Genomic DNA, 21,603 nt, shown 5'->3' on the forward strand with positions numbered 1-21,603 from the left:
GCCGCGGGCATCGGCGATGCCGCCGGCGGCGATCACCGGCACGTCCAGCGCGGCGACCAGTTGCGGCAATAGCGCGAAGGTGCCGACCTGGGTGGTCAGGTCCTCGCCGAGGAAGATGCCGCGATGGCCGCCGGCCTCCAGCCCCTGGGCGATCACCGCGTCGACGCCATGCTGTTGCAGCCAGCGGCCTTCCGCGAGCGTGGTGGCGCTGGAGACGATCTTCGCCCCGGTGGCGCGCGCGCGCTGCAGCAGCTGCGCTTCCGGCAGGCCGAAGTGGAAGCTGATCATCGCCGGCCGGTGCCGTTCCAGCACCTCGGCCATCGCCGCGTCGAACGGCTGGCGGGTCGCGCCGCTGGGGATGCTGGCCGGATCGACGTCGAATTCGGCCAGCAATGGCGCCAGCAGGCGATGCCAGGCGTCGATGCACGCCGGTTCGGCGGTCGGCGTCCGATGACAGAAGAAATTGACGTTGTAGGGCCTGTCGGTCAGCGCCTCGAGGGCACTCAGCTCGATCTCCAGCGCCGCGGCGTCGAGCATCCCGGCAGGGATCGAGCCCAGGCCGCCGGCCTCGCAGACCGCCGCCGCCAGCGCATGGTTCTGTGCACCCGCCATGGGCGCCTGGATGATGGGCAGTTCGATGCCGAGCAGGGATTCGAGGGACATGGCGTGCTCCGTTGCGAGGGTGACCGGCTCGATGAGCGCCCGGGCGATCCGGACGGCTGGTGCGGTCGTCGTGCGCACCTTAGTCGTTGTCGCCTGTGGAGGGTTAGTGAAAAATATTGCAGTCAATTTTCACGATTGGTGAAGGATCGATGGGTGCCTGGCAGCGGCTCAACCCGCAGCTCTTCAAGTTCTTCCTCGCCGTGGCGCGCGAAGGTTCGCTCAGCGCAGCCGGTGCGCGCCTGAGCTGCGTGCCGTCGAACGTCTCGGCGCGCCTGCGGCTGCTCGAGCAGCAGCTCGATACCCGGCTGTTCCAGCGCCAGGGCCAGCGCCTGCGGCTGACCCCGGCCGGCGAGCGCCTGCTGCCTCATGCCGAGCAGCTGGAGCAGCTCTGCCAGGCGGCCTGGCGCAGCGTGCAGGAGGATGTCTGGACCGGCGGGCTGCGCCTGGGGTCGATGGAAACCACCGCGGCGGTGCGCCTGCCCGAAGTCCTGGCCGCCTTTCATCGGCGCGCACCGAAGGTCAACCTGCAACTGAGCACCGGGCCCAGCCGGCGCCTGATCGACGGCGTGCTGGCCGGCGAGCTGGATGCCGGGCTGATCGGCGGCCCGTTCGAGCATGTCCAGCTCGACTGCCTGCCGATCTGGCAGGAGGAGCTGATGCTGGTGTTGCCGCTGGGGCGCGAGGCCGAGCGGCTCGAGCAGAGCCCGCAGACGCTGCTGGGCTTCCCGCAGGGCTGCCACTATCGCGAACGTCTGGAGCGCTGGGCAGCGAGCCGCGGGCTCCAGGTGGCGGCACGGCAGAGCTACGGCTCGATCGATGCGATCTTCGCCGGCATTGCCGCCGGCATGGGCGTCGGCCTGCTGCCGCGCAGCCTGCTCGAACGCCACCCGCGCGGGCATCTGGTGCAGTACCAGCCGATCGCGGCGGAGCTGGGGGCGACCACCACCCTGCTGGTGCGCCGGCGCGATGCGGGCGAGCACCCGCCGCTGGCGCTGCTGCTGGAACTGATGCGCGCGCGAAGCCCGCTCAGCGGGTAAGCTTGCCGGCTGTTTCGGAGACCATCATGAACTACCGCCACGCCTTCCATGCCGGCAACCATGCCGACGTTCTCAAGCACCTCACGCTGAGCCGCATCTTCGCCCTGCTGTCGCGCAAGGAGGCGCCGTTCGCCTACCTCGACAGCCATGCCGGCGTCGGTCTCTACGACCTGGCGGGCGACCAGGCCAGCCGTACGGGAGAATGGCTGCAGGGCATCGCCCGCATCTGGCAGGCGGAGGCGCGCCCGGCGCTGCTCGACGACTACCTCGGCGTGATCCGCGCATTGAACCCCGACGGCGCGCTGCGCTACTACCCCGGCTCGCCGGAGCTGGCGCGGCGGTTGACGCGCGAGCAGGATCGCCTGCAGCTCAACGAGAAGCATCCCGAGGATGGCGCCCTGCTCAAGGACAACATGGCCGGCGATCGCCGCGTCGCGGTGCACCTGGGCGAGGGCTGGCACGTGCCGCGGGCGCTGATGCCGACGCGGGAGAAGCGTGTGGTGCTGCTGATCGACCCGCCGTTCGAGCAGGCCGACGAACTGGGTCGCTGCGTGGCGGCGCTCAAGGAGGCACTGGGGCGCATGCGCCAGACCATCGGTGCGATCTGGTACCCGATCAAGGACGAGCGGCAGCTCAAGCGCTTCTACCAGGACCTCGCCCGCAGTGGCGCGCCCAAGCTGCTGCGCGCCGAACTGTTCGTCCACCCGGCCGACGATGCCGGCCGCCTGAGCGGCTCCGGCCTGGCCATCGCCAACCCGCCGTGGGGGCTGGAGGAGGAACTGCGCGAGCTGCTGCCCTGGCTGGCCGAGCAGCTGGCGCAGAGCCAGGGGAGCTGGCGCTTGGACTGGCTGATCGAGGAGGCCTGATCTACGGGGCGGATCGCCGCCCGGTGGATCGATAAAGCGCGATCCACCCTACGCAGGCCCGATCCGTAGGGTGGATGTCGCTTTTCACATCCACCATGGCGCACTCTTTCGGTGGTGAGGCGGTAAACGCTGGCGCGTTTCTCAGAACAGCCTGAGCGGCTCTTCCTGCAAGGCCGCGGTCTGTTCACGCAGGATCAGGATCTGCTCGCCCCAGTAGCGCTCGCTGCCGAACCAGGGAAAGCTCATGGGGAATGCCGGGTCGTCCCAGCGCCGTGCCAGCCAGGCGCTGTAGTGCAATAGCCGCAGCGCGCGCAGCGCCTCGATCAGCGGCAGTTCGCGCGGCGCGAAGTCGTGGAATTCCTGGTAGCCGTCCACCAGTTCGGCCAGCTGGGCGAGGCGCTCGTGGCGCTCGCCGGCCAGCATCATCCACAGGTCCTGCACCGCCGGGCCCATGCGGCAGTCGTCGAGGTCGACCAGGTAGAAGGCATCGTCGCGGGCGAGGATATTGCCCGGATGGCAATCGCCATGCAGGCGGATCGGGCTGAAGCGGGTGCCGGCGAAGACCTCCTCGACTCGCTTGAGCAGGTCGCGGGCCACCGATTCGTACGCCGGCAGCAGGCTCTTCGGAATAAAGCCGCCTTCCAGCAGGGTGTCCAGCGAGTCATGGCCGAAGCGCTGCACGGTCAGGCTTTCGCGGTGCGTGAACGGCCGGCTGGCGCCCACCGCGTGCAGGCGCCCGAGCAACTGGCCGAGGCGATAGAGCTGGTCGAGATTGCCCGGCTCCGGCGCGCGGCCGCCGCGGCGGGGAAAGAGGGCGAAGCGGAAGCCGGCGTGCTCGAACAGCGTCGTGCCGTCGCGCTCAAGCGGCGCCACCACCGGCACCTCGCGCTCGGCCAGCTCCAGGCTGAAGCGGTGTTCCTCGAGGATCGCCGCGTCGCTCCAGCGGCCGGGTCGGTAGAACTTGGCGACCAGCGGCGCTTCGTCTTCGATGCCCACTTGGTAGACGCGGTTCTCGTAGCTGTTGAGCGCCAGCACGCGGGCATCGCTGAGGTAGCCGATGCCCTCCACGGCGTCGAGGACCAGGTCCGGCGTGAGGGTATCGAAGGGATGGGACATGAGCGGCTCCGCTGACTGAGTCGTTCAGTGTACGTAGGGTGGAAATCTCACGCAGCGAATTTCCGCCGGACAGGCGACATGCTGGCGAAGGTGCCGGTTCGCGGTCCGGCCGCTCAATCGCCCGGCTTGGGCGTACGCGCCAGGCAGTAGACATCCACCCGCGCCGCACCGGCCCGCTTGAGCAGGCGAGCCAGCGCCTCGGCGGTGGCACCGGTGGTCAGCACGTCGTCGACCAGTGCCAGGTGGCGATCCTCGACCCTGGCCGTGGCCGAGAGAGCGAAGGCCTGGCGCAGGTTGCGCCGGCGCGTGGCGGCATCCAGTTGCTGCTGCGGCGGCGTATCCACCAGCCGCTGCAGGGTGTCCGCCTCGACCGGAATGGCCAGGCCCCGGCCAAGCCAGTCGGCGAGCATCCGTGCCTGGTTGAAGCCGCGCTGGCGCAGCCGCCGGCGGGCCAGCGGCACCGGCAACAGGGCGTCCGGCCGCGGCAGGCCGTCGGCGAATGCATGTTCCAGGTGGTGCGCCAGGCGTTCGCCGAGCAGCCGGCCGAACGGCCAGCGCGCCTGATGCTTGAAGCGGGTGATCAGCGCATCCACGGGAAAGGCGAAACGCAGGGCACCTCGACATGATCGTAGGACGGCGGGCGTTTCAGGCACTCACCGCAGACCAGGCCGCGCGAGGGCAAGGGCAGGGCGCAGATCGAACATTGGCCGTCGAGCCAGGGCAATTCGGCCTCGCAGGCGCCACAGAGCGGATGGCCCTCGCAGGGTTCGTCGCACAATAGACAGTGCTGTTCAATAATTGACCAGTTGTTAACCATGATTCCCTTCCTGGTTGACAGCGCTTCGGGCTTGGCTAACCATTTCGCATCCGTGCCAGGCCATCGAGCCGCTATTTATTACAAGGAACGCCCATGAGCGCCACCTCCGCTTCCGCCACCCGCCACGACTGGTCCCTCGCCGAGGTCAAGGCGCTCTTTGAGCAACCCTTCAACGACCTGCTGTTCCAGGCGCAGACCGTGCACCGCCGGCACTTCGATGCCAACCGCGTGCAGGTCTCCACCCTGCTGTCGATCAAGACCGGCGCCTGCCCGGAAGACTGCAAGTACTGCCCGCAGTCCGGCCACTACAACACCGGCCTGGATAAAGAGAAGCTGATGGAGGTGCAGAAGGTGCTGGAGGCGGCGGCCGAAGCCAAGGCCATCGGCTCGACGCGCTTCTGCATGGGGGCGGCCTGGAAGCACCCGTCGGCCAAGGACATGCCCTACGTGCTGAAGATGGTCGAAGGGGTCAAGGCCATGGGCCTGGAAACCTGCATGACCCTCGGCAAGCTCGACCAGGAGCAGACCCAGGCGCTGGCCGCCGCGGGCCTGGACTACTACAACCACAACCTCGACACCTCGCCGGAGTTCTACGGCAACATCATCACCACGCGGACCTACGCGGAACGCCTGCAGACGCTGAGCTACGTGCGTGACGCGGGGATGAAGATCTGCTCGGGCGGCATCCTCGGCATGGGCGAATCGCTGGACGACCGCGCCGGCCTGCTGATCCAGCTGGCCAACCTGCCGGAGCACCCGGAGAGCGTGCCGATCAACATGCTGGTCAAGGTCAAGGGCACGCCGCTGGCCGAGGAGCAGGACGTCGATCCGTTCGACTTCATCCGCATGCTCGCCGTGGCGCGGATCATGATGCCCAAGTCCCATGTGCGCCTGTCCGCCGGTCGCGAGCAGATGAACGAGCAGATGCAGGCCCTGGCCTTCCTCGCTGGCGCCAATTCGATCTTCTACGGCGAGAAACTGCTGACCACCGCCAACCCGCAGGCGGACAAGGACATGCAGCTGTTCCAGCGCCTGGGTATCAAGCCCGAGGAGCGCGAGGAGCATTCCGACGAGGTGCACCAGGCCGCCATCGAGCAGGCGCTGGTCGAGCAGCGCGATTCCAAGCTGTTCTACGACGCCACCGCCTGATATCCATGGTGGATGAGCTGCGCGTCATCCACCCTACGCCGGACTCGACGCCTGCGTAGGGTGGATACCCGCGTGCGGTTATCCACCGCTTGCCACGCCGAGTCGCCATGTCTTTCGATCTCGCTTCCCGTCTCGCCGCCCGCCGCGCCGAACACCTTTACCGCCAGCGCCCGCTGCTCGAGACGCCGCAGGGGCCGGAGGTGGTGGTCGATGGCGAGCGCCTGCTGGCATTCAGCTCCAACGACTACCTGGGCCTGGCCAATCACCCCGAGGTGATCGCCGCCATGCAGCAGGGCGCCGCGAGGTGGGGCGTCGGCGGCGGCGCCTCGCACCTGGTGATCGGCCACAGCACGCCGCACCACGCGCTGGAAGAGGCGCTGGCCGAATTCACCGGCCGCCCGCGCGCGCTGCTGTTCTCCACCGGCTACATGGCCAACCTGGCGGCGGTCACCGCGCTGGTCGGGCAGGGCGACACGGTGCTGGAGGATCGCCTCAACCATGCCTCGCTGCTCGATGCCGGGTTGCTTTCCGGCGCGCGCTTCTCGCGCTACCTGCACAACGATGCCGGGAGTCTGGCCAAGCGCCTGGACAAGGCGGCCGGCGACACCCTGGTGGTGACCGATGGCGTGTTCAGCATGGACGGCGACCTGGCCGGACTGCCGGCGCTGTGCGCCGAGGCGAGAAAGCGCGACGCCTGGGTGATGGTCGACGACGCCCATGGCTTCGGCCCGCTGGGCGCCTCCGGTGGCGGTATCGTCGAGCACTTCGGCCTCGGTAGCGACGATGTCCAGGTGCTGGTCGGCACCCTGGGCAAGGCCTTCGGCACGGCGGGCGCCTTCGTCGCCGGCAGCGAGGAGTTGATCGAGACACTGATCCAGTTCGCCCGTCCGTACATCTACACCACCAGCCAGCCACCGGCGGTCGCCTGTGCCACACTCAAGAGCCTGGAGCTGCTGCGCAGCGAAGGCTGGCGGCGCGAGCATCTGAATCGTCTGGTGGCGCGTTTTCGCGACGGCGCGGCGCGGATCGGCCTGACGCTGATGGACAGCCCGACGCCGATCCAGCCGGTGCTGGTCGGCAGCAGCGAGCGGGCGCTACGGCTGTCGGCGCTGCTGCGCGCGCGCGGCATCCTGGTCGGCGCCATCCGCCCGCCCACCGTTCCGGCCGGCAGCGCACGGCTGCGGATCACCTTCACCGCGGCCCACACCGATGCGCAGCTCGAGCGCCTGCTGGAGGCGCTGGCCGACTGCTGGGCACGACTGCCCGAGGAGCGCGACGATGCGTGATCGCTTGATTCTGCTGCCAGGCTGGGCGTTCGGCCCGGCCGCACTCGAACCACTGGCCGAGGTGCTGCGCGAGCGCGAACCGCGCCTGCAGGTCGACATCGCCCCCCTGCCGGTGCTGGAGCGCCCCGAGGCCTGGCTCGACGAACTGGATGCCCGCCTGCCGGCCGACAGCTGGCTGGCCGGCTGGTCGCTGGGCGGCATGCTGGCAACGCAACTGGCCGCGCGCCGCGACGACGCTTGCCCAGGTCTGATCACCCTCTGCAGCAACCCCTGTTTTCGCAGCCGCGCCGACTGGCCCACAGCGATGCCCGCGGAAGTCTTCGATGCCTTCGAGGCGGCCTTCCGCCTGGGGCCGGACGACACCCTCAAGCGCTTCGGCCTGCTCTGCAGCCGTAGCGCCTTCGACCCGCGCACGCTGGCCAGGCAGCTGCAGGTCAGCCTGCTCGACCAGCCGCAGGCGGTATTCGCCGCGGGCCTCAGACTGCTCGCCGAGCTGGACGGTCGCGCGGCGCTGCAACGCTATGTCGGACCGCAGCTGCACCTGTTCGCCGGCGGCGATGCGCTGGTGCCGCCGGCCGCCGCCGAGGCGCTGCTCGCCTGGCTGCCCGACGTCGAAGTCGACGTGCTGGCCAACGCCAGCCATGGCCTGCCGCTGGAGCGTGCCGAAGACGTGGCGACGGCGATGCTGGCCTTCATGAATGAGGGCGAGGATGACTGAGGCGGCAGTGAGCGAGCGGCATGGGAACACGCTGCCCGACAAGGGCCAGGTAGCCGCCTCCTTCTCCCGCGCCGCGGCCAGTTACGACGGCGTCGCGGCGTTGCAGCGGCATGTCGGCGGCCAACTGCTGGCCCGTCTGCCAGACGGCGTGCGGGTATCGCGCTGGCTCGACCTGGGCAGCGGCACCGGCTATTTCTCCCGCGCCCTGGCCTGCGCCTTCCCGCAGGCCGAGGGCGTGGCGCTGGATATCGCCGAGGGTATGCTGCGGCATGCGCGGCCCGCGGGCGGCGCACGACAATTCGTCGTCGGCGACGCCGAGCAGCTGCCGCTGCGCGACGGCTGCGCCGAGCTGGTCTTCTCCAGCCTGGCGCTGCAGTGGTGCGAGGATTTCGCCGGTGTCCTGGGCGAGGCGCGGCGGGTGTTGCGGCCAGGCGGCACGTTCGCCTTCAGCAGCCTGTGCAGCGGCACCCTGCAGGAGCTGCGCGACAGCTGGCAGGCGGTGGATGGCTTCGCCCACGTCAACCGCTTCCGCCCGCTGGCCACCTACCAGGCGCTGTGCCGCAACAGCGGGCTGCAATTGGTGAGCCTGGAGATGCGGCCCGAGGTGCTGCATTTTCCCGACCTGCGCCAGCTCACCCACGAACTCAAGGCGCTCGGCGCGCACAACCTCAATCCCGGGCGTCCCGGCGGGCTGACCGGGCGCGCCCGCATCCGCGCGCTGGTCGAGGCCTACGAACGCTTCCGCCGGCCCGAGGGACTGCCGGCCACCTACCAGGTGGTCTACGGCATCCTGCGTAAGGAACCCTGAGATGAGCCGCGCCTTCTTCATTGCCGGCACCGATACCGACGTCGGCAAGACCACCATCGCCGCCGGCCTGCTGCATGCGGCACGCCAGGCCGGGCTTTCCACCGCGGCGGCGAAGCCGGTCGCCTCCGGCTGCGAGTCGACGCCGCAGGGCCTGCGCAACGCCGATGCCCTGGCACTGCTGGCCGAGTGCAGCTTGCCGCTGGGCTATGCGATGGTCAATCCGTTCGCCTTCGCCCCGGCGATCGCGCCGCATATCGCGGCGCGCGAAGCCGGCGTAGCGCTGACGATCGAGGCGTTGGCCGCCGCCGTGCAGCCGGTGCTGGATTGCCGGGCCGACTTCACCCTGGTCGAAGGCGCCGGCGGCTGGCGGGTGCCGCTGAGCGGGCGGGAAAACCTGTCCGCATTGCCGGTGCGCCTGGGCCTGCCGGTGATCCTGGTGGTCGGCGTACGGCTGGGTTGCATCAACCACGCCCTGCTCAGCGCCGAGGCGATCGCTGCCGATGGCCTGGCGCTGGCCGGCTGGGTGGCCAATATCGTCGACCCGGCCACGTCGCGGCTGGAGGAGAACCTGGCCACGCTCGACGAACGGCTGTCGGCGCCCTGTCTCGGCCGGGTGCCGCGGCTGGCGCGGGCGTCCGCACAGCAGGTGGCCGTTCATCTGCAGCTGGCCCCGCTCGGCCTGCCGGCATAGCGGCCAGGCGCCGCTTGCGGTTGGCGGCGATTATTTGCTTGAATGCTGGCAACCTGATTGCGCGGAGCCATCCATGCAGATCACCAGTAGTCTTCTCGGCGCCGGTCTGAGCGCCTACCAGGGCGGCCAGCAGCGTGTCGAACAGGCCGGAGCGGCGATCGCCGCCGGTAGCCTGCCGGGCGCCGACAACTCCCAGGCGCTGGCCGAGCTCACCGAACAACTGATCCAGATGAAGCTCGGCGAGCACAGCGCCAACCTGGGCGCGCGCATGATCCAGAGCGCCGACGAGGTGCTCGGCACCCTTATCGATACCCAGGCCTGATTCCCCTCGGGCCTGTTCCTGCATCGCTGCCTTCCCACTATGCACCGCCTTCGGCGCGGGCACCTCTTCGCTTGCACCTCTGATCCTTGCCGGCTCGGCCATGCCTTGGCAGGCCTGCGGCTGGCTGGGCGATGGCCGATTTGGCCGATAAATGGTGCCGTTCCCCCGGCTTGACAGGGACCAGGGCGAAACGTATGTTTCAAACACTCGTTTGATCATTCGGAGCCGATGCCCGATGGTTGGAATCGAACCCTCTGGCCGGACTGTCCCGGCCGGCTGAACCAAGAACTCACCGCTGAGGTTTATCCAATGCCCGACTACAAGGCCCCCTTGCGCGATATCCGCTTCGTACGTGACGAACTGCTCGGCTACGAGGCGCACTATCAGAGCCTGCCGGGATGCGAAGACGCCACGCCGGACATGGTCAATGCCATCCTCGAGGAAGGCGCCAAGTTCTGCGAGCAGGTGCTCGCACCGCTGAATCGTGTCGGTGACACCGAGGGCTGCACCTGGAGCGAGAGCGGGGTGAAGACCCCGAGTGGCTTCAAGGAAGCCTATCAGCAGTACGTCGAAGGCGGCTGGCCGAGCCTGGCGCACGACGTCGAGCAGGGTGGCCAGGGCCTGCCGGAATCCCTCGGCATGGCCATGAGCGAGATGATCGGCGAGGCCAACTGGTCCTGGGGCATGTACCCGGGCCTGTCCCACGGTGCGATGAACACCCTGCACGCGCACGGCACCCCCGAACAGCAGCAGGCCTACCTGACCAAGCTGGTGACCGGCCAGTGGACCGGCACCATGTGCCTGACCGAGCCGCACTGCGGCACCGACCTGGGCATGCTGCGCACCAAGGCCGAGCCGCAGGCCGACGGCAGCTACAAGGTCACCGGTACCAAGATCTTCATTTCCGCCGGCGAGCACGACATGGCCGAGAACATCGTCCACATCGTACTGGCCCGCCTGCCCGACGCGCCTGCCGGCACCAAGGGCATCTCGCTGTTCATCGTGCCGAAGTTCCTGCCCTCGGCCTCCGGCGAGGCGGGCGAGCGCAACGGCGTGTCCTGCGGCTCCATCGAGCACAAGATGGGCATCCACGGCAACGCCACCTGCGTGATGAACTTCGACGGCGCCACCGGTTTCCTGATCGGGCCGCCGAACAAGGGCCTGAACTGCATGTTCACCTTCATGAACACCGCCCGCCTGGGCACCGCGCTGCAGGGCCTGGCCCATGCCGAGGTGGCCTTCCAGGGCGGCATCAACTACGCCCGCGAGCGTCTGCAGATGCGTTCGCTGAGCGGTCCGAAGGCGCCGGACAAGGCTGCCGATCCGATCATCGTGCATCCGGACGTGCGCCGCATGCTGCTGACCATGAAGGCCTTCGCCGAAGGCAACCGCGCCATGCTCTACTTCGCCGCCAAGCAGGTGGACATCATGCAGCGCAGCGCCGACGAAGCGCAGCGCAAGGCCGCCGATGCCATGCTGGCGTTCCTCACCCCGATCGCCAAGGCGTTCATGACCGAAGTCGGCTTCGAAGCCGCCAACCATGGCGTGCAGGTCTACGGTGGCCACGGCTTCATCGCCGAGTGGGGCATGGAGCAGAACGTGCGTGACAGCCGCATCTCCTGCCTGTACGAAGGCACCACCGGTATCCAGGCCCTCGACCTGCTGGGGCGCAAGGTGCTGATGACCCAGGGCGAGGCGCTCAAGGGCTTCACCAAGATCGTGCACAAGTTCTGCCAGGCCAACGAGGGCAACGAAGCCATCCAGGACCTCGTCGGCCCGCTGGCGCAGCTGAACAAGGAGTGGGGCGAGATCACCATGAAGGTCGGCATGGCCGCGATGAAGAACCGCGAGGAAGTCGGCGCGGCGTCGGTGGACTACCTGATGTACTCCGGCTACGCCTGCCTGGCCTACTTCTGGGCCGACATGGCGCGCGTCGCCGCCGAGAAGCTGGCCGCCGGCACCGAGGAAGAGGGTTTCTACAAGGCCAAGCTGCAGACTGCGCGCTTCTACTTCGCGCGCATCCTGCCGCGCACCCGCGCCCACGTGGCAACCATGTTGTCCGGTGCCGACAACCTGATGGACATGGCCGAGGAAGATTTCGCCCTCGGTTACTGACTGAGTCGATGTGCTGACGGAAAGCCGCTGCCTGTGCAGCGGCTTTCCGCATTCCGGGCGCAGACCGCGTCGCGCTGGCGCGGATGTCTTGCAACACCGGCATGCGGACGCCCACGGGTAGGCTGGCGCTGAGCGCAGCGAAGCCCAACGGGAACCTGCGCTTTTTGCCAATCAGATCCGCATTTTTCCGGCTGGACGGCTGCGCTTGCGCGGGCACGAAGGCAGAATGCTATCTTTCGTCGGCAGACTGTCGGAGTCGCCGTGTCGCGCCCCTATCCACTTCGCCTCAGTCATTTCCTCGCCCCGCTGGCATTGCTGGCCGGTGGCTGGGTAATTGCTCGCCAGGCGACGCTCAACGAATTCTTCACCTCGCTGTACAACGTCCTGCCGACGGTGCTGCTGCTTCTGGGTGGGGCGTTCTGCCTGGTCTACGGGCGCATCCGCGAGCTGTTCCTGCTGCTCTGCGTCTATATCGCTTACTTCCTGCTCGATACCCACGCCGATCATTACCGTGCCCACGGGCAACTGCTGGACGACGCCGCGCTGACCTTTCACCTGTGCAGCCTGCTGCTGCCGTTGTTGTTCGGCCTCTACGGCATCTGGCGCGAGCGCAGCCATCTGGCCCAGGACGGGCTCGCCCGTGCCGCCGTGCTGTTCGTCGTCGCGGTGGTGGCACTGGCGCTGGCCCGGCGCTTCCCGGAGGCGCTGCATGCCTGGCTGGTGGAAATCCGCTGGCCGATGCTGCAGGCCGGCTGGATGAATCTGATCCAGCTGGCCTATCCGGCCTTCCTGCTGGCCATCCTGCTGCTGGCCGCGCAGTACCTGCGCCAGCCCAGACCTTCCCATGCGGCGCAGCTGGTCGCATTGCTCGGCGTGCTGTTGCTGTTGCCGCAGACCTTCAGCCGCCCGGGCGCGCTGAACGTGCTGAGCAGCCACGTGCTGCTGATGCTGGTGGTGGCGATCGCCCACGAGGCCTATCTCATGGCCTTCCGCGACGAACTGACCGGGCTGCCCGGCCGCCGTGCGTTGAACGAGCGCCTGCAACGTCTGGGGCGCCAGTACGTGCTGGCCATGGCGGACGTGGATCATTTCAAGGCGTTCAACGATACCCATGGGCACGACGTTGGCGACCAGGTGCTGCGCCTGGTCGCCAGTCGATTGCGCAGGATCGGCGGTGGCGGACGTGCCTACCGCTATGGCGGCGAGGAGTTCACCTTGGTGTTCCCCGGGCGCAGCCTCGATGAATGCCTGCCGCACCTGGAAGCCGTGCGCCAGGCCATCGAGGGCTATGCCCTGCAGCTACGCGACAGGAACAGCCGGCCCAAGGACGATCGCCAGGGCCGCCAGGCGCGGGGCAAATCCTCCTCGGGCCAGGTTTCGGTGACGATCAGCATCGGCGTCGCCGAGCGGCAAGCCGAGCAGCGCAGCCCGGAGGAGGTCATCAAGGCCGCGGACCAGGCGCTGTACAGCGCCAAGAAGGGCGGGCGCAACTGTGTGCGGACGTATGGAAATGGACGGGGTGCGGTGCGCACCGTCGAGCGCGCGCTGTGATGCCCAGGGAACTCATTTCGTGACCATGTAAAACCATTCGGTCACAAAAAGACGCTTAATCCTGTCTTCGTTATTCGGTTAGACTCGCTGAAACGGCCCCGAGTGGCCGCCGACCAGTGTCTTGCGAGGTTCTTTCCATGGCTGACTACCGAGCGCCGCTGCGCGACATGCGTTTCCTCCTCAACGAAGTCTTCGACGCACCGGCACTCTGGCAGCGCCTGCCGGCGCTGGCCGAGGTGGTCGATGCCGAGACGGCCGAGGCGATCCTCGAGGAGGCGGGCAAGATCACCGCCAACGGTATCGCCCCGCTGAACCGCAGTGGTGACGAAGAGGGCTGCCACTGGCAGGGCGGCGAGGTGGCGACGCCGGCCGGCTACAAGGAGGCCTATCGCCTGTATGCCGAAGGCGGCTGGGTCGGCGTCGGCGGCGATCCGGCCTTCGGCGGCATGGGCATGCCCAAGGTCATCTCGGCGCAGGTCGAGGAGATGATGAACTCCGCCAGCCTGGCCTTCGGCCTGTACCCCATGCTGACCTCCGGCGCCTGCCTGTCGATCCATGCTCACGCCAGCGAAGAACTCAAGCACAAATACCTGCCGAACATGTATGCCGGCGTCTGGTCCGGTTCCATGTGCCTGACCGAGCCGCACGCCGGTACCGACCTGGGCATCATCCGCACCAAGGCCGAACCGCAGGCCGATGGTTCCTACACGATCAGCGGTACCAAGATCTTCATCACTGGCGGCGAGCACGACCTGACCGAGAACATCATCCATCTGGTGCTGGCCAAGCTGCCGGACGCACCGGCCGGCTCGCGCGGCATCTCGCTGTTCCTGGTACCCAAGGTGCTGGTCGCCGAGGACGGCTCGCTGGGCGAGCGCAACGCGGTGTCCTGCGGTTCGATCGAACACAAGATGGGCATCCAGGCCTCGGCCACCTGCGTGATGAACTTCGACGGCGCCATCGGCTGGATGGTCGGCGAGCCGAACAAGGGCCTGGCGGCGATGTTCACCATGATGAACTACGAGCGCCTGGGCGTCGGCATCCAGGGCCTTTCCACCGGCGAACGCTCCTACCAGAGCGCCGTCGAATATGCCCGCGAGCGCATCCAGAGTCGCGCGCCGACCGGGCCGGTGGCGCAGGACAAGGCGGCCGACCCGATCATCGTGCATCCCGACGTGCGCCGCATGCTGTTGACCATGAAGGCGCTGAACGAAGGCGGGCGGGCGTTTTCCAGCTACGTGGCGCTGCAACTGGACATCGCCAAGTTCAGCGACGATGCCGAGGCGCGCCAGCGTGCCGAGGCGCAGGTGGCGCTGCTGACACCGGTGGCCAAGGCCTTCCTCACCGACATGGGGCTGGAGAGCACCGTGCATGGCCAGCAGGTCTTCGGTGGCCACGGCTTCATCCGCGAGTGGGGCCAGGAACAGCTGGTGCGCGACTGCCGCATCACCCAGATCTACGAAGGCACCAACGGCATCCAGGCCCTCGACCTGGTTGGGCGCAAGGTGGTGGGTAGCGGCGGCACCCTGTACCAGGCCTTCGCCGATGAGATCCGCGCCTTCATCGCGGCTGCCGGTCCGGAACTGGCCGAATTCGTCGAGCCGCTGAAGGCGGCGCTGGACAATCTGGACGAGCTGACGGCCTGGGTCATCGATCGTGCCAAGGCCGACCCGAACGAGATCGGCGCCGCTCGGTGGAATACCTGCACGTGTTCGGTTATACCGCCTACGCCTACATGTGGGCACGGATGGCCGCCGTGGCGTGCGGCCAGCAGGAGCAGGACGATTTCTACCGGAGCAAGCTGGGTACCGCGCGTTTCTATTTCGCCCGCCTGTTGCCACGGATCCACTCGCTCAGCGCTTCGGTCAAGGCCGGTAGTACGTCGCTGTACCTGCTGGATGCGGCGCAGTTTTGAAAAGGCTATCCCAATTGTGTGCTATTCGAAGTGTCGAGGTGTTCTCGTAGGAGCGGGCCATGCCCGCGAATATTCCCGCGCACAAAAGCTTCGCGGGCATGGCCGCTCCTGCACGTCTATCCGCAGCAGCCCATGAAAAGGGCTTAACCTGGCAAGGCAATTTGAAATTATTTGGCCATGATGCGGAACGATTAAGTCGGCGCTTCGGTCATAAAAACCGCATCTTGTAAGCCTTCGCTTACATCGGTGGGTCAAGGATGGCTCGTTTGTAGGAAATGGCTTACAAGACGCGACGCAGGATGGCTACTACTGGTCGTTCGAACCGGGCGGTAATCTTCTGCACTAAGGATGTGGCGCAAGGACAGCGCGAACCAACAAAACGGACCACACAGGGAGCGGCGCCAGGATGGTGCGCGGTCATGGACGTCAGGATTCAGTCTGCAAAGCCCCGCTTCGGCGGGGTTTTTCTTTTTTCTGCTTAATACTTTCCGGGAGCGGGCCGCGCGCAACCGGGGCAGCGCCCCCTGGCTTACACCTGCCCTGCCTCGCCCCTCAGTCGAGCAGGCACACGCCCGTGCCGCCCAACCCACAATAGCCGCCGGGATTCTTCGCCAGGTACTGCTGGTGATAGGCCTCGGCATAGTAGAACGGCGGCGCATCGGCGATTTCGGTGGTGATGGCGGTGAACCCGGCATCGTTCAGGTGCTTCTGGAAGCGCTCGCGGCTGGCCTCGGCTTCGGCGCGCTGGGCCGGCTCCGTGCAGTAGATCGCCGAGCGATACTGGCTGCCGACATCGTTGCCCTGGCGCATGCCCTGGGTCGGATCATGCGCCTCCCAGAAGATCCGCAGCAGCGTGCCGTAGTCGATCTGCTGCGGGTCGAACACCACCCGCACGGCTTCGGTATGCCCGGTCAGGCCGGAACAGACCTCCTCGTAGGTCGGGTTGGGCGTCAGGCCGCCGGCATAGCCGACCGCCGTTGTCCAGACGCCTGGCTGTTCCCAGAAGCGGCGTTCGGCGCCCCAGAAGCAGCCCATGGCGAACACCGCCTGCTTGAGCCCTGCGGGGAACGGCGGTTGCAGCGGATGGCCGTTGACATGGTGCGCTTCGGGCACCGGCATCGGGGTCGAGCGGCCGGGGAGTGCCTGTTCGGCGGTGGGCAAGGCCTGTTTGTCGAGCAGAATCTGCGAGCGTAACGGCATGCGAGCCTCGGGCTGGGAGTGTCTTGGAAGAATAGGCTACAAAAGCCCGGGCGCTGGCGAAAGCTCGTCAGGCGCCACACGTCGCCTGGCCTGCCGGTGCTCAGCTCCAGCGCGGATAGCGCCGTAGCGCGTCGCTCAGGTGGTTGCCGGGGATCGGTTTGTCGAACAGGTAGCCCTGGCCGATATCGCAGCGCTGGCGGCGCAGGAAGGCGAGCTGTGCCGGGGTTTCGATGCCTTCGGCGACGACCTTGAGGTGCAGGTTGCGCGCCATGGCGATCACCGCCGAGGTGATCTCCATGTCGTCCTGGTTGTCGGGGATGTCCTTGATGAAGCTGCGATCGATCTTGATCACATCGATGGGGAATTTCTTCAGGTAGCTGAGCGATGAATAGCCGGTGCCGAAGTCGTCCATGGCCAGGGTCAGGCCGAGTGCCTTCAGGCCGATCAGTTGCTGGCGGGTTTCCTCGGTGGCATCGAGCAGCAGGCTCTCGGTCAGTTCCAGCTCCAGCTGTCCGGGCGGCAGCTGTTCTTCGCGCAGGATCGCGGCGATCGAGCCGAGCAGGTCGGGGTCGGAGAACTGCTTGGGCGACAGGTTGATCGCCATCTGCGGCGCGCCCAGCCCCAGGGCGGAGAGCCGTACGCCCATGCGGCAGGCCTCGCGGGCCACCCATTTGCCGATCGGGATGATCAGCCCGGTTTCTTCGGCGACGCTGATGAACTGGTCCGGGCGGATCATGCCTTTTTCCGGATGGTTCCAGCGCAACAGCGCTTCGAGTCCCTGCAGCCGGCCGCTGCGCAGGCAGAGCTTGGGCTGGTAGAACACTTCCAGCTCGTTCTGGGTGAGCGCGCGGCGCAGGTTGTTCTCGACGAACAGCTTGTAATTGGCCTCGGCGTGCAGCGCTTCGGTGAAGACCTGCACCTGGTTCTTGCCGTTGGCCTTGGCCTTGTGCAGGGCCTGGCCGGCATGCTTCATCAGCGTCTCGGGGTCGCGCCCGTGCAGCGGCGAGCAGGCCAGGCCCAGCGAGCCGCTGACACTGATCAGCTGCTTGTCGACGAACAGTGGCTTGTCGAGGATGCGCAGCACCTGGTTGGCCAGGCGCTGGCCTTCCTCGAGGCTCATGTCGTCGAACAGCAGAGCGAACTCGTTGCTGGCGAAGCGCGCCAGCACGCTCTGCTGGCTGAGGCCGTTGCGCAGGCGGCGGGCGAGGCTGGTCAGCAGTTTGTCGCCGGTCTGGTGGCCGAGGCTGTCATTGATCCGCTTGAAGTTGTCGATGTCCACCAGCAACAGGCAGAGCTTGGGCTCCTGGCCGGCGCCGAAACGCTCCTCGAGGCTGTGGATGAAGAAGGGCCGGTTGCCCAGGTTGGTCAGGTTGTCGGTGTAGGCGAGCCGTTCGATATGCTGCTGCGCCAGCTTACTGCGGGTGACGTCTTCGTAGATGCCGATGTAGTGGGTCAGCTCACCCTCTTCGTTGTAGACCTTGGAGATCGATAGCTGGCCCCAGTACGGCTCGAGGTTCTTGCGTCGCGAGCGGAATTCGCCCTGCCAGCTGTTGCTCTGGGCCAGGGTCGAGGAAGTATCGAAGAGCAGTTCGCTGAGGTTCTCCAGGGCCGTCAGGTCGGCCAGGCGCTGGCCGCGTACCTCCGCTGCGGAGAACTGGGTGATGGTGGTGAAAGCCGGATTGACGTATTCCACCTGGCCGTCGCGATCGACCAGGATGAAGGCGCTGGCGCTCTGTTCCACTGCCCGCTGGAACAGGTTGAGCATGTGTGTTGCGCTCAGGCGCTGCTGGTTGCTCAGGACCTGGGCGTACTGGTCGGCCAACTCGCCGGCGAAGGCCACTTCATCGGCCTGCCAGGTACGCGGATTGCCGGTGTGCTGCAGGCTCAGCACACCGATGACTTCCCCGCCGACGCGAATGCTGGCATTGAGTATCGAATGGATGCCATGGGGGCGGTAGAAGCAATCGCCCAGTTCGCTGGTGCGCGGATCGTGCAGGACGTCCTGGACATCGAGGGTGCGGCCGCTGTGCAGGGCCTGCAGGTAATGCGGAAATGCCGCCAGTTCGAGCGCGGCCAAGGGCTCATAGCTGTCGCTGTCGCGCCGGTAGCAGGCGATCGGCTCGAGGCGGCTGCCGCGCAGGTGCCAGATCACGGCGCGGTTGAGCTCATAGACCTCGCTGGCCGCCTGGGTGATCAGTTGTGCCGCTTCCTGTTGCGGGGCTGCGGAACCGTAGCGGTGTCGCGCCAGTCTGACGATCAGGCCCTGCTGGGTGCGCGAACGCAGCAGATGTTCGACGTGCTCGTCCTGGGTCTGCTGGTAGCGTTCGAGTGCAGCGCGCAACTTGGCATTCTGGGCCCGAAGCTCCTGGTCGAGTTCGCTATGCCGGCCGGCCATCAGATATCCCCTGAGCAGTTCGCGGCCGTATTGCTGGCAGGCTTCGCCCAGCTCGCTTATCTCCAGGACGCCTCGGGCGTGTGCAGTCGGTAGTTGACCGCGTAATGACCGAGGCTGGCCAGTTGCAGCTGGATTTCGTCGTGCAGTTGGTGACGGGCGCTTGGCTCCATCAGGCTGGCGTAGGGCGAGTCGACCAGGGAGCACAGGTCGCTGGCCGGAGCGCCGAAGTAGCGTTCGCAGGCGGGATCGAGGAACAGCAGTGTCCAGCTGGCCTCGTTCAAACGCTCGAAACGCAGCATGCCGAGCCGTGATGGCACTGGCAACTGCGTCACAACCTCGGTCGCCAGGCGGCTGGCGGCATCGGTATGTATTTTCATCGAGCGGTTTGCTTCCAGTATGCTCACCGAGTCGGGCTGGCTTGTGCTCCAGGCACCGTTCCAGCGAAGGACGATGGCTAAATAATATTAGTTCAGGCAAGGGTGCATCATGCGACAGGGACTGACAAGTCGGCTGGCAAAGTTAGTGATGGTCTCGCTTTTCTGCGCCATCGGAACTCCGCTGATGGCGGCGGAAACGGTCGAGTTCGGCTCCGATGAATCGGCGCGCTACCTCTCCGAGTTGCGCAAGCTGTACTTGGCGTCGAACGATCGCGAAGCGCTGCTGGCACACAGCAACGGGTTGCTCGATACCTATGCGCTGCGTGCGGGCTATCAGGTCGGCCAGGCCAATCCACAGGATTTCCTCTATGAATTGAGCGTGGCCACCCCGGGCGAATTGCGCATTCGCGAGGAAGTCCGCGGTCCTGGCAGCGGCGTCGCCGTGCGCAATCGTAGCCTGTCGGTGTTCGGGCTGGACCCGTATCTGCATTACCAGTGTCCTCCCCAAGGTCCCAGCTGCTCCATCAGCAGTCCCGTCGACGGCTTGCCCCTGGTGGTCATCCTGCGTGACCCCAAGGGAGCCGAAGAGCTGGCCAAGGCGCTGTCGTTCCTGATCCGCAACCTGCAGAAAGGCTGAGGCGTTGCGTAGGTGGGGGCGGGACGCGCAGGTTGGTAGGTTGGGTTGAGAAGCGCAGCGACGAAACCCGATACGTTCAGCCCCATCCCTGTTGGGCTTCGCTACGCCCAACGCCAGCCTGCCCGGGGCTACCCGCGGGATGTGATCTGGAGCGAGGCAGAAGCTAAAACGCCGCATCCCCTGAGGGAAATGCGGCGTTCTTGTCCGGCTCGGGCGCTTACAGCAGCAGCGTGCGGATGTCCGCCAGCAGCTCCGACAGGCGCTTGGTGAAGCGCGCTGCCGCGGCGCCGTTGATCACGCGGTGATCGTAGGACAGCGACAACGGCAGCATCAGGCGCGGCTGGAAGGCCTTGCCGTCCCATACCGGCTGCATGGTGGCCTTGGATACGCCGAGAATCGCCACTTCCGGCGCATTGACGATCGGCGTGAAGCCGGTGCCGCCGATATGGCCGAGGCTGGAAATGGTGAAGCAGGCGCCCTGCATGGCGTCCGGCGAGAGCTTCTTGTTGCGCGCCTTGTCCGCCAGTTCCGCCGCTTCGCCCGCCAGTTGCAGCAGGCTCTTCCTGTCCACGTCACGGATCACCGGGACCATCAGGCCGTCCGGGGTATCCACGGCGAAGCCGATGTGCACGTACTTCTTGCGGATCAGCGCCTTGCCGCTGGGTGCCAGCGAGCTGTTGAAGTCCGGCAGCTCCTGGAGCAGGTGCGCGCAAGCCTTGAGCAGCAGCGGCAGCACGGTGAGCTTGACCCCGGCCTTCTCGGCGACTGCCTTCTGCGCCACGCGGAAGGCTTCCAGCTCGGTGATGTCGGCCGATTCGAACTGCGTCACGTGCGGCACGTTCAGCCAGCTGCGGTGCAGGTTCGCCGCGCCAATCTGCATCAGGCGCGACATCGCGACTTCCTCGACCTCGCCGAATTTGCTGAAGTCCACCGCCGGGATCGGCGGAATGCCGGAACCGCCGGCCGCGCCCTCGGCGGGCGCCTGCTTGGCCTTGTTCATCATGTTCTTGACGTAGGCCTGCACGTCTTCCTTGAGAATGCGCCCGCGCGGCCCGGTACCGGAAACCTCGGCGAGATCGACGCCGAACTCGCGTGCGGTCAGGCGCACCGCGGGGCCGGCATGGACCTTGGCCCCGGCCTTGCTCGGCCCGCTGACGGCCGGTGCCGCCAGTGTGCCGGCCTGGGCTTCGGGGACGCCCTGCTTGTTGGGTGCCACGGCCTGCTGCTGCGAAACCGCCTCGGCCGGTTTGGCCTGGGCGGGTTGCTTCGCCGGTGCGGCGCCGGCCACCTTGAGGGTCAGGATCAGATCGCCGGTCTTGGCCTGGTCGCCTACTTTCATCGACACGGATTCGATCACGCCGGCCCTGGGCGCCGGGATTTCCATGCTGGCCTTGTCGGATTCGAGGGTGATCAGCGACTGATCCGCCTCGACCCGGTCGCCGGCCTGGACCATCACTTCGATGACGTTGGCACTGCCGGCCGAGCCGATGTCCGGCACCTGGACCTCTTCGATGCTCTCGCCGGCCGGTTCGGCCGCGGGTGCCTCTTGCGGCTCCTGCTTCGCCGCCGGAGCAGCAGCGGCCTGGGCCGGTGCCTGCGATTTGGCGGCCTTGGGCGCTGCGGCGCCCTTGAGGACCAGGATCAGGTCGCCGGTGCCCACTTCGTCGCCGACCTTGACCGACAGGCTTTCCACCACGCCGGCGGCCGGCGAGGGGATCTCCATGCTGGCCTTGTCGGACTCGAGGGTGATCAGCGACTGCTCGGCGGCGATGGTGTCGCCCGGCTTGACGGACACCTCGATGACGTTGGCCTTGCCCGCCGAGCCGATATCCGGCACGCGCACTTCCTGCGCCTGGCCTTCCCCGGCCGAAGCAGAGGCATCGGCGTCGCCGGGCGGCGTCGTGGCTTCGGTTTCGTCGGCGGGACCGCCAGCAGCGGCC

16 protein-coding genes and 4 pseudogenes are annotated in these 21,603 nt (G+C 67.1%); 14 read left to right on the top strand and 6 right to left on the bottom strand.

Annotated elements, in window-relative coordinates:
* A partial coding sequence (locus BAY1663_RS17665) for a nitronate monooxygenase family protein (RefSeq protein ID WP_037043243.1) occupies positions 1–663 on the bottom strand: 663 nt, incomplete at its 3' end.
* Positions 664–812: 149 nt separating this feature from the next.
* Here BAY1663_RS17665 and BAY1663_RS17670 point away from each other — a divergent pair.
* Complete coding sequence (locus tag BAY1663_RS17670) at positions 813–1,700, top strand: LysR family transcriptional regulator (RefSeq protein WP_037043246.1); 888 nt, start codon at positions 813–815, stop codon at positions 1,698–1,700.
* A 26-nt stretch (positions 1,701–1,726) separates the two neighbouring features.
* Positions 1,727–2,566 (top strand): 23S rRNA (adenine(2030)-N(6))-methyltransferase RlmJ, encoded by an 840-nt coding sequence (locus BAY1663_RS17675; RefSeq protein WP_037043248.1) that lies wholly within the window; start codon positions 1,727–1,729, stop codon positions 2,564–2,566.
* Positions 2,567–2,707: 141 nt separating this feature from the next.
* Here the strand turns inward: BAY1663_RS17675 and BAY1663_RS17680 are convergent, their stop codons facing one another.
* Positions 2,708–3,682, bottom strand: coding sequence for a serine/threonine protein kinase (locus BAY1663_RS17680; RefSeq protein WP_037043250.1), 975 nt, complete (start codon positions 3,680–3,682; stop codon positions 2,708–2,710).
* A 113-nt stretch (positions 3,683–3,795) separates the two neighbouring features.
* Positions 3,796–4,499, bottom strand: a pseudogene (locus BAY1663_RS17685) (ComF family protein).
* Between the two features lie 93 nt (positions 4,500–4,592).
* Here BAY1663_RS17685 and bioB point away from each other — a divergent pair.
* The 11 genes and pseudogenes from bioB (at position 4,593) to BAY1663_RS24520 (ending at position 15,284) form a co-directional block, all read left to right on the top strand.
* A complete protein-coding gene (gene bioB / locus BAY1663_RS17690; RefSeq protein WP_037043253.1) occupies positions 4,593–5,648 on the top strand; it encodes a biotin synthase BioB in 1,056 nt (351 codons plus the stop codon).
* 107 nt (positions 5,649–5,755) lie between these two features.
* Positions 5,756–6,934 (top strand): 8-amino-7-oxononanoate synthase, encoded by a 1,179-nt coding sequence (bioF, locus tag BAY1663_RS17695; RefSeq protein ID WP_037043255.1) that lies wholly within the window; start codon positions 5,756–5,758, stop codon positions 6,932–6,934.
* The gene (locus BAY1663_RS17700) at positions 6,927–7,652 is read left to right on the top strand and encodes an alpha/beta fold hydrolase (protein ID WP_037043256.1); all 726 of its coding nucleotides are present in this window, start codon (positions 6,927–6,929) and stop codon (positions 7,650–7,652) included. Before bioF ends, BAY1663_RS17700 begins: the two co-directional genes overlap by 8 nt.
* Positions 7,645–8,460, top strand: coding sequence for a malonyl-ACP O-methyltransferase BioC (gene bioC / locus BAY1663_RS17705; RefSeq protein WP_037043259.1), 816 nt, complete (start codon positions 7,645–7,647; stop codon positions 8,458–8,460). Before BAY1663_RS17700 ends, bioC begins: the two co-directional genes overlap by 8 nt.
* A gap of 1 nt (position 8,461) precedes the next feature.
* Positions 8,462–9,151, top strand: a complete 690-nt coding sequence (gene bioD, locus BAY1663_RS17710) for a dethiobiotin synthase (RefSeq protein WP_037043261.1) — start codon at positions 8,462–8,464, stop codon at positions 9,149–9,151.
* Between the two features lie 73 nt (positions 9,152–9,224).
* Positions 9,225–9,473: a hypothetical protein gene (locus tag BAY1663_RS17715; RefSeq protein ID WP_037043262.1), complete on the top strand. Its 249-nt coding sequence runs from the start codon at positions 9,225–9,227 to the stop codon at positions 9,471–9,473.
* A 309-nt stretch (positions 9,474–9,782) separates the two neighbouring features.
* On the top strand, positions 9,783–11,588 hold the full coding sequence (locus tag BAY1663_RS17720) for a phenylacyl-CoA dehydrogenase (protein ID WP_037043263.1): 1,806 nt from the start codon (positions 9,783–9,785) through the stop codon (positions 11,586–11,588).
* Between the two features lie 261 nt (positions 11,589–11,849).
* Positions 11,850–13,139 carry a diguanylate cyclase gene (locus tag BAY1663_RS17725; protein ID WP_037043264.1) on the top strand — a complete coding sequence of 430 codons (1,290 nt, stop codon included), beginning with the start codon at positions 11,850–11,852 and terminating at the stop codon, positions 13,137–13,139.
* A gap of 167 nt (positions 13,140–13,306) precedes the next feature.
* Positions 13,307–13,690, top strand: a pseudogene (locus BAY1663_RS26040) (acyl-CoA dehydrogenase N-terminal domain-containing protein); the annotation flags it as partial.
* Positions 13,691–13,765: 75 nt separating this feature from the next.
* A pseudogene (locus BAY1663_RS17730) lies at positions 13,766–15,054 on the top strand (acyl-CoA dehydrogenase C-terminal domain-containing protein).
* 59 nt (positions 15,055–15,113) lie between these two features.
* The gene (locus tag BAY1663_RS24520; RefSeq protein WP_164838470.1) at positions 15,114–15,284 is read left to right on the top strand and encodes a hypothetical protein; all 171 of its coding nucleotides are present in this window, start codon (positions 15,114–15,116) and stop codon (positions 15,282–15,284) included.
* Positions 15,285–15,606: 322 nt separating this feature from the next.
* Here the strand turns inward: BAY1663_RS24520 and msrA are convergent, their stop codons facing one another.
* Both msrA and BAY1663_RS17740 read right to left on the bottom strand, forming a co-directional pair.
* Positions 15,607–16,254 (bottom strand): peptide-methionine (S)-S-oxide reductase MsrA, encoded by a 648-nt coding sequence (msrA, locus tag BAY1663_RS17735; RefSeq protein ID WP_037043265.1) that lies wholly within the window; start codon positions 16,252–16,254, stop codon positions 15,607–15,609.
* A gap of 100 nt (positions 16,255–16,354) precedes the next feature.
* A pseudogene (locus tag BAY1663_RS17740) lies at positions 16,355–19,026 on the bottom strand (putative bifunctional diguanylate cyclase/phosphodiesterase).
* A 148-nt stretch (positions 19,027–19,174) separates the two neighbouring features.
* Here BAY1663_RS17740 and BAY1663_RS17745 point away from each other — a divergent pair.
* Entirely contained in the window at positions 19,175–19,663 is a 489-nt protein-coding gene (locus BAY1663_RS17745; protein WP_037043266.1) for a hypothetical protein, read from the top strand.
* Positions 19,664–19,880: 217 nt separating this feature from the next.
* On the opposite strand, the gene aceF is transcribed toward BAY1663_RS17745, so the two are convergent.
* Positions 19,881–21,603, bottom strand: a 1,723-nt coding sequence (gene aceF, locus BAY1663_RS17750) for a dihydrolipoyllysine-residue acetyltransferase (RefSeq protein WP_037043267.1), incomplete at its 5' end; no start/stop codon positions are given.

Origin of the sequence: Pseudomonas sp. BAY1663, from assembly GCF_000582595.1 — a bacterium.
In the GTDB taxonomy this organism is placed as follows: Bacteria; Pseudomonadota; Gammaproteobacteria; order Pseudomonadales; family Pseudomonadaceae; genus Stutzerimonas; species Stutzerimonas stutzeri_AF.

What these genes read in the sequence shown, in the direction of transcription:
- bioD (WP_037043261.1), top strand. Translation starts at nt 8,462, where the DNA reads ATGAGCCGCGCCTTCTTCATTGCCGGCACCGATACCGACGTCGGCAAG.
- BAY1663_RS17700 (WP_037043256.1), top strand. Translation starts at nt 6,927, where the DNA reads ATGCGTGATCGCTTGATTCTGCTGCCAGGCTGGGCGTTCGGCCCGGCC.
- bioF (WP_037043255.1), top strand. Translation starts at nt 5,756, where the DNA reads ATGTCTTTCGATCTCGCTTCCCGTCTCGCCGCCCGCCGCGCCGAACAC.
- BAY1663_RS17670 (WP_037043246.1), top strand. Translation starts at nt 813, where the DNA reads ATGGGTGCCTGGCAGCGGCTCAACCCGCAGCTCTTCAAGTTCTTCCTC.
- BAY1663_RS17745 (WP_037043266.1), top strand. Translation starts at nt 19,175, where the DNA reads ATGGTCTCGCTTTTCTGCGCCATCGGAACTCCGCTGATGGCGGCGGAA.
- msrA (WP_037043265.1), bottom strand. Translation starts at nt 16,254, where the DNA reads ATGCCGTTACGCTCGCAGATTCTGCTCGACAAACAGGCCTTGCCCACC.
- bioC (WP_037043259.1), top strand. Translation starts at nt 7,645, where the DNA reads ATGACTGAGGCGGCAGTGAGCGAGCGGCATGGGAACACGCTGCCCGAC.
- bioB (WP_037043253.1), top strand. Translation starts at nt 4,593, where the DNA reads ATGAGCGCCACCTCCGCTTCCGCCACCCGCCACGACTGGTCCCTCGCC.
- BAY1663_RS24520 (WP_164838470.1), top strand. Translation starts at nt 15,114, where the DNA reads ATGCCCGCGAATATTCCCGCGCACAAAAGCTTCGCGGGCATGGCCGCT.
- BAY1663_RS17675 (WP_037043248.1), top strand. Translation starts at nt 1,727, where the DNA reads ATGAACTACCGCCACGCCTTCCATGCCGGCAACCATGCCGACGTTCTC.
- BAY1663_RS17680 (WP_037043250.1), bottom strand. Translation starts at nt 3,682, where the DNA reads ATGTCCCATCCCTTCGATACCCTCACGCCGGACCTGGTCCTCGACGCC.
- BAY1663_RS17715 (WP_037043262.1), top strand. Translation starts at nt 9,225, where the DNA reads ATGCAGATCACCAGTAGTCTTCTCGGCGCCGGTCTGAGCGCCTACCAG.
- BAY1663_RS17720 (WP_037043263.1), top strand. Translation starts at nt 9,783, where the DNA reads ATGCCCGACTACAAGGCCCCCTTGCGCGATATCCGCTTCGTACGTGAC.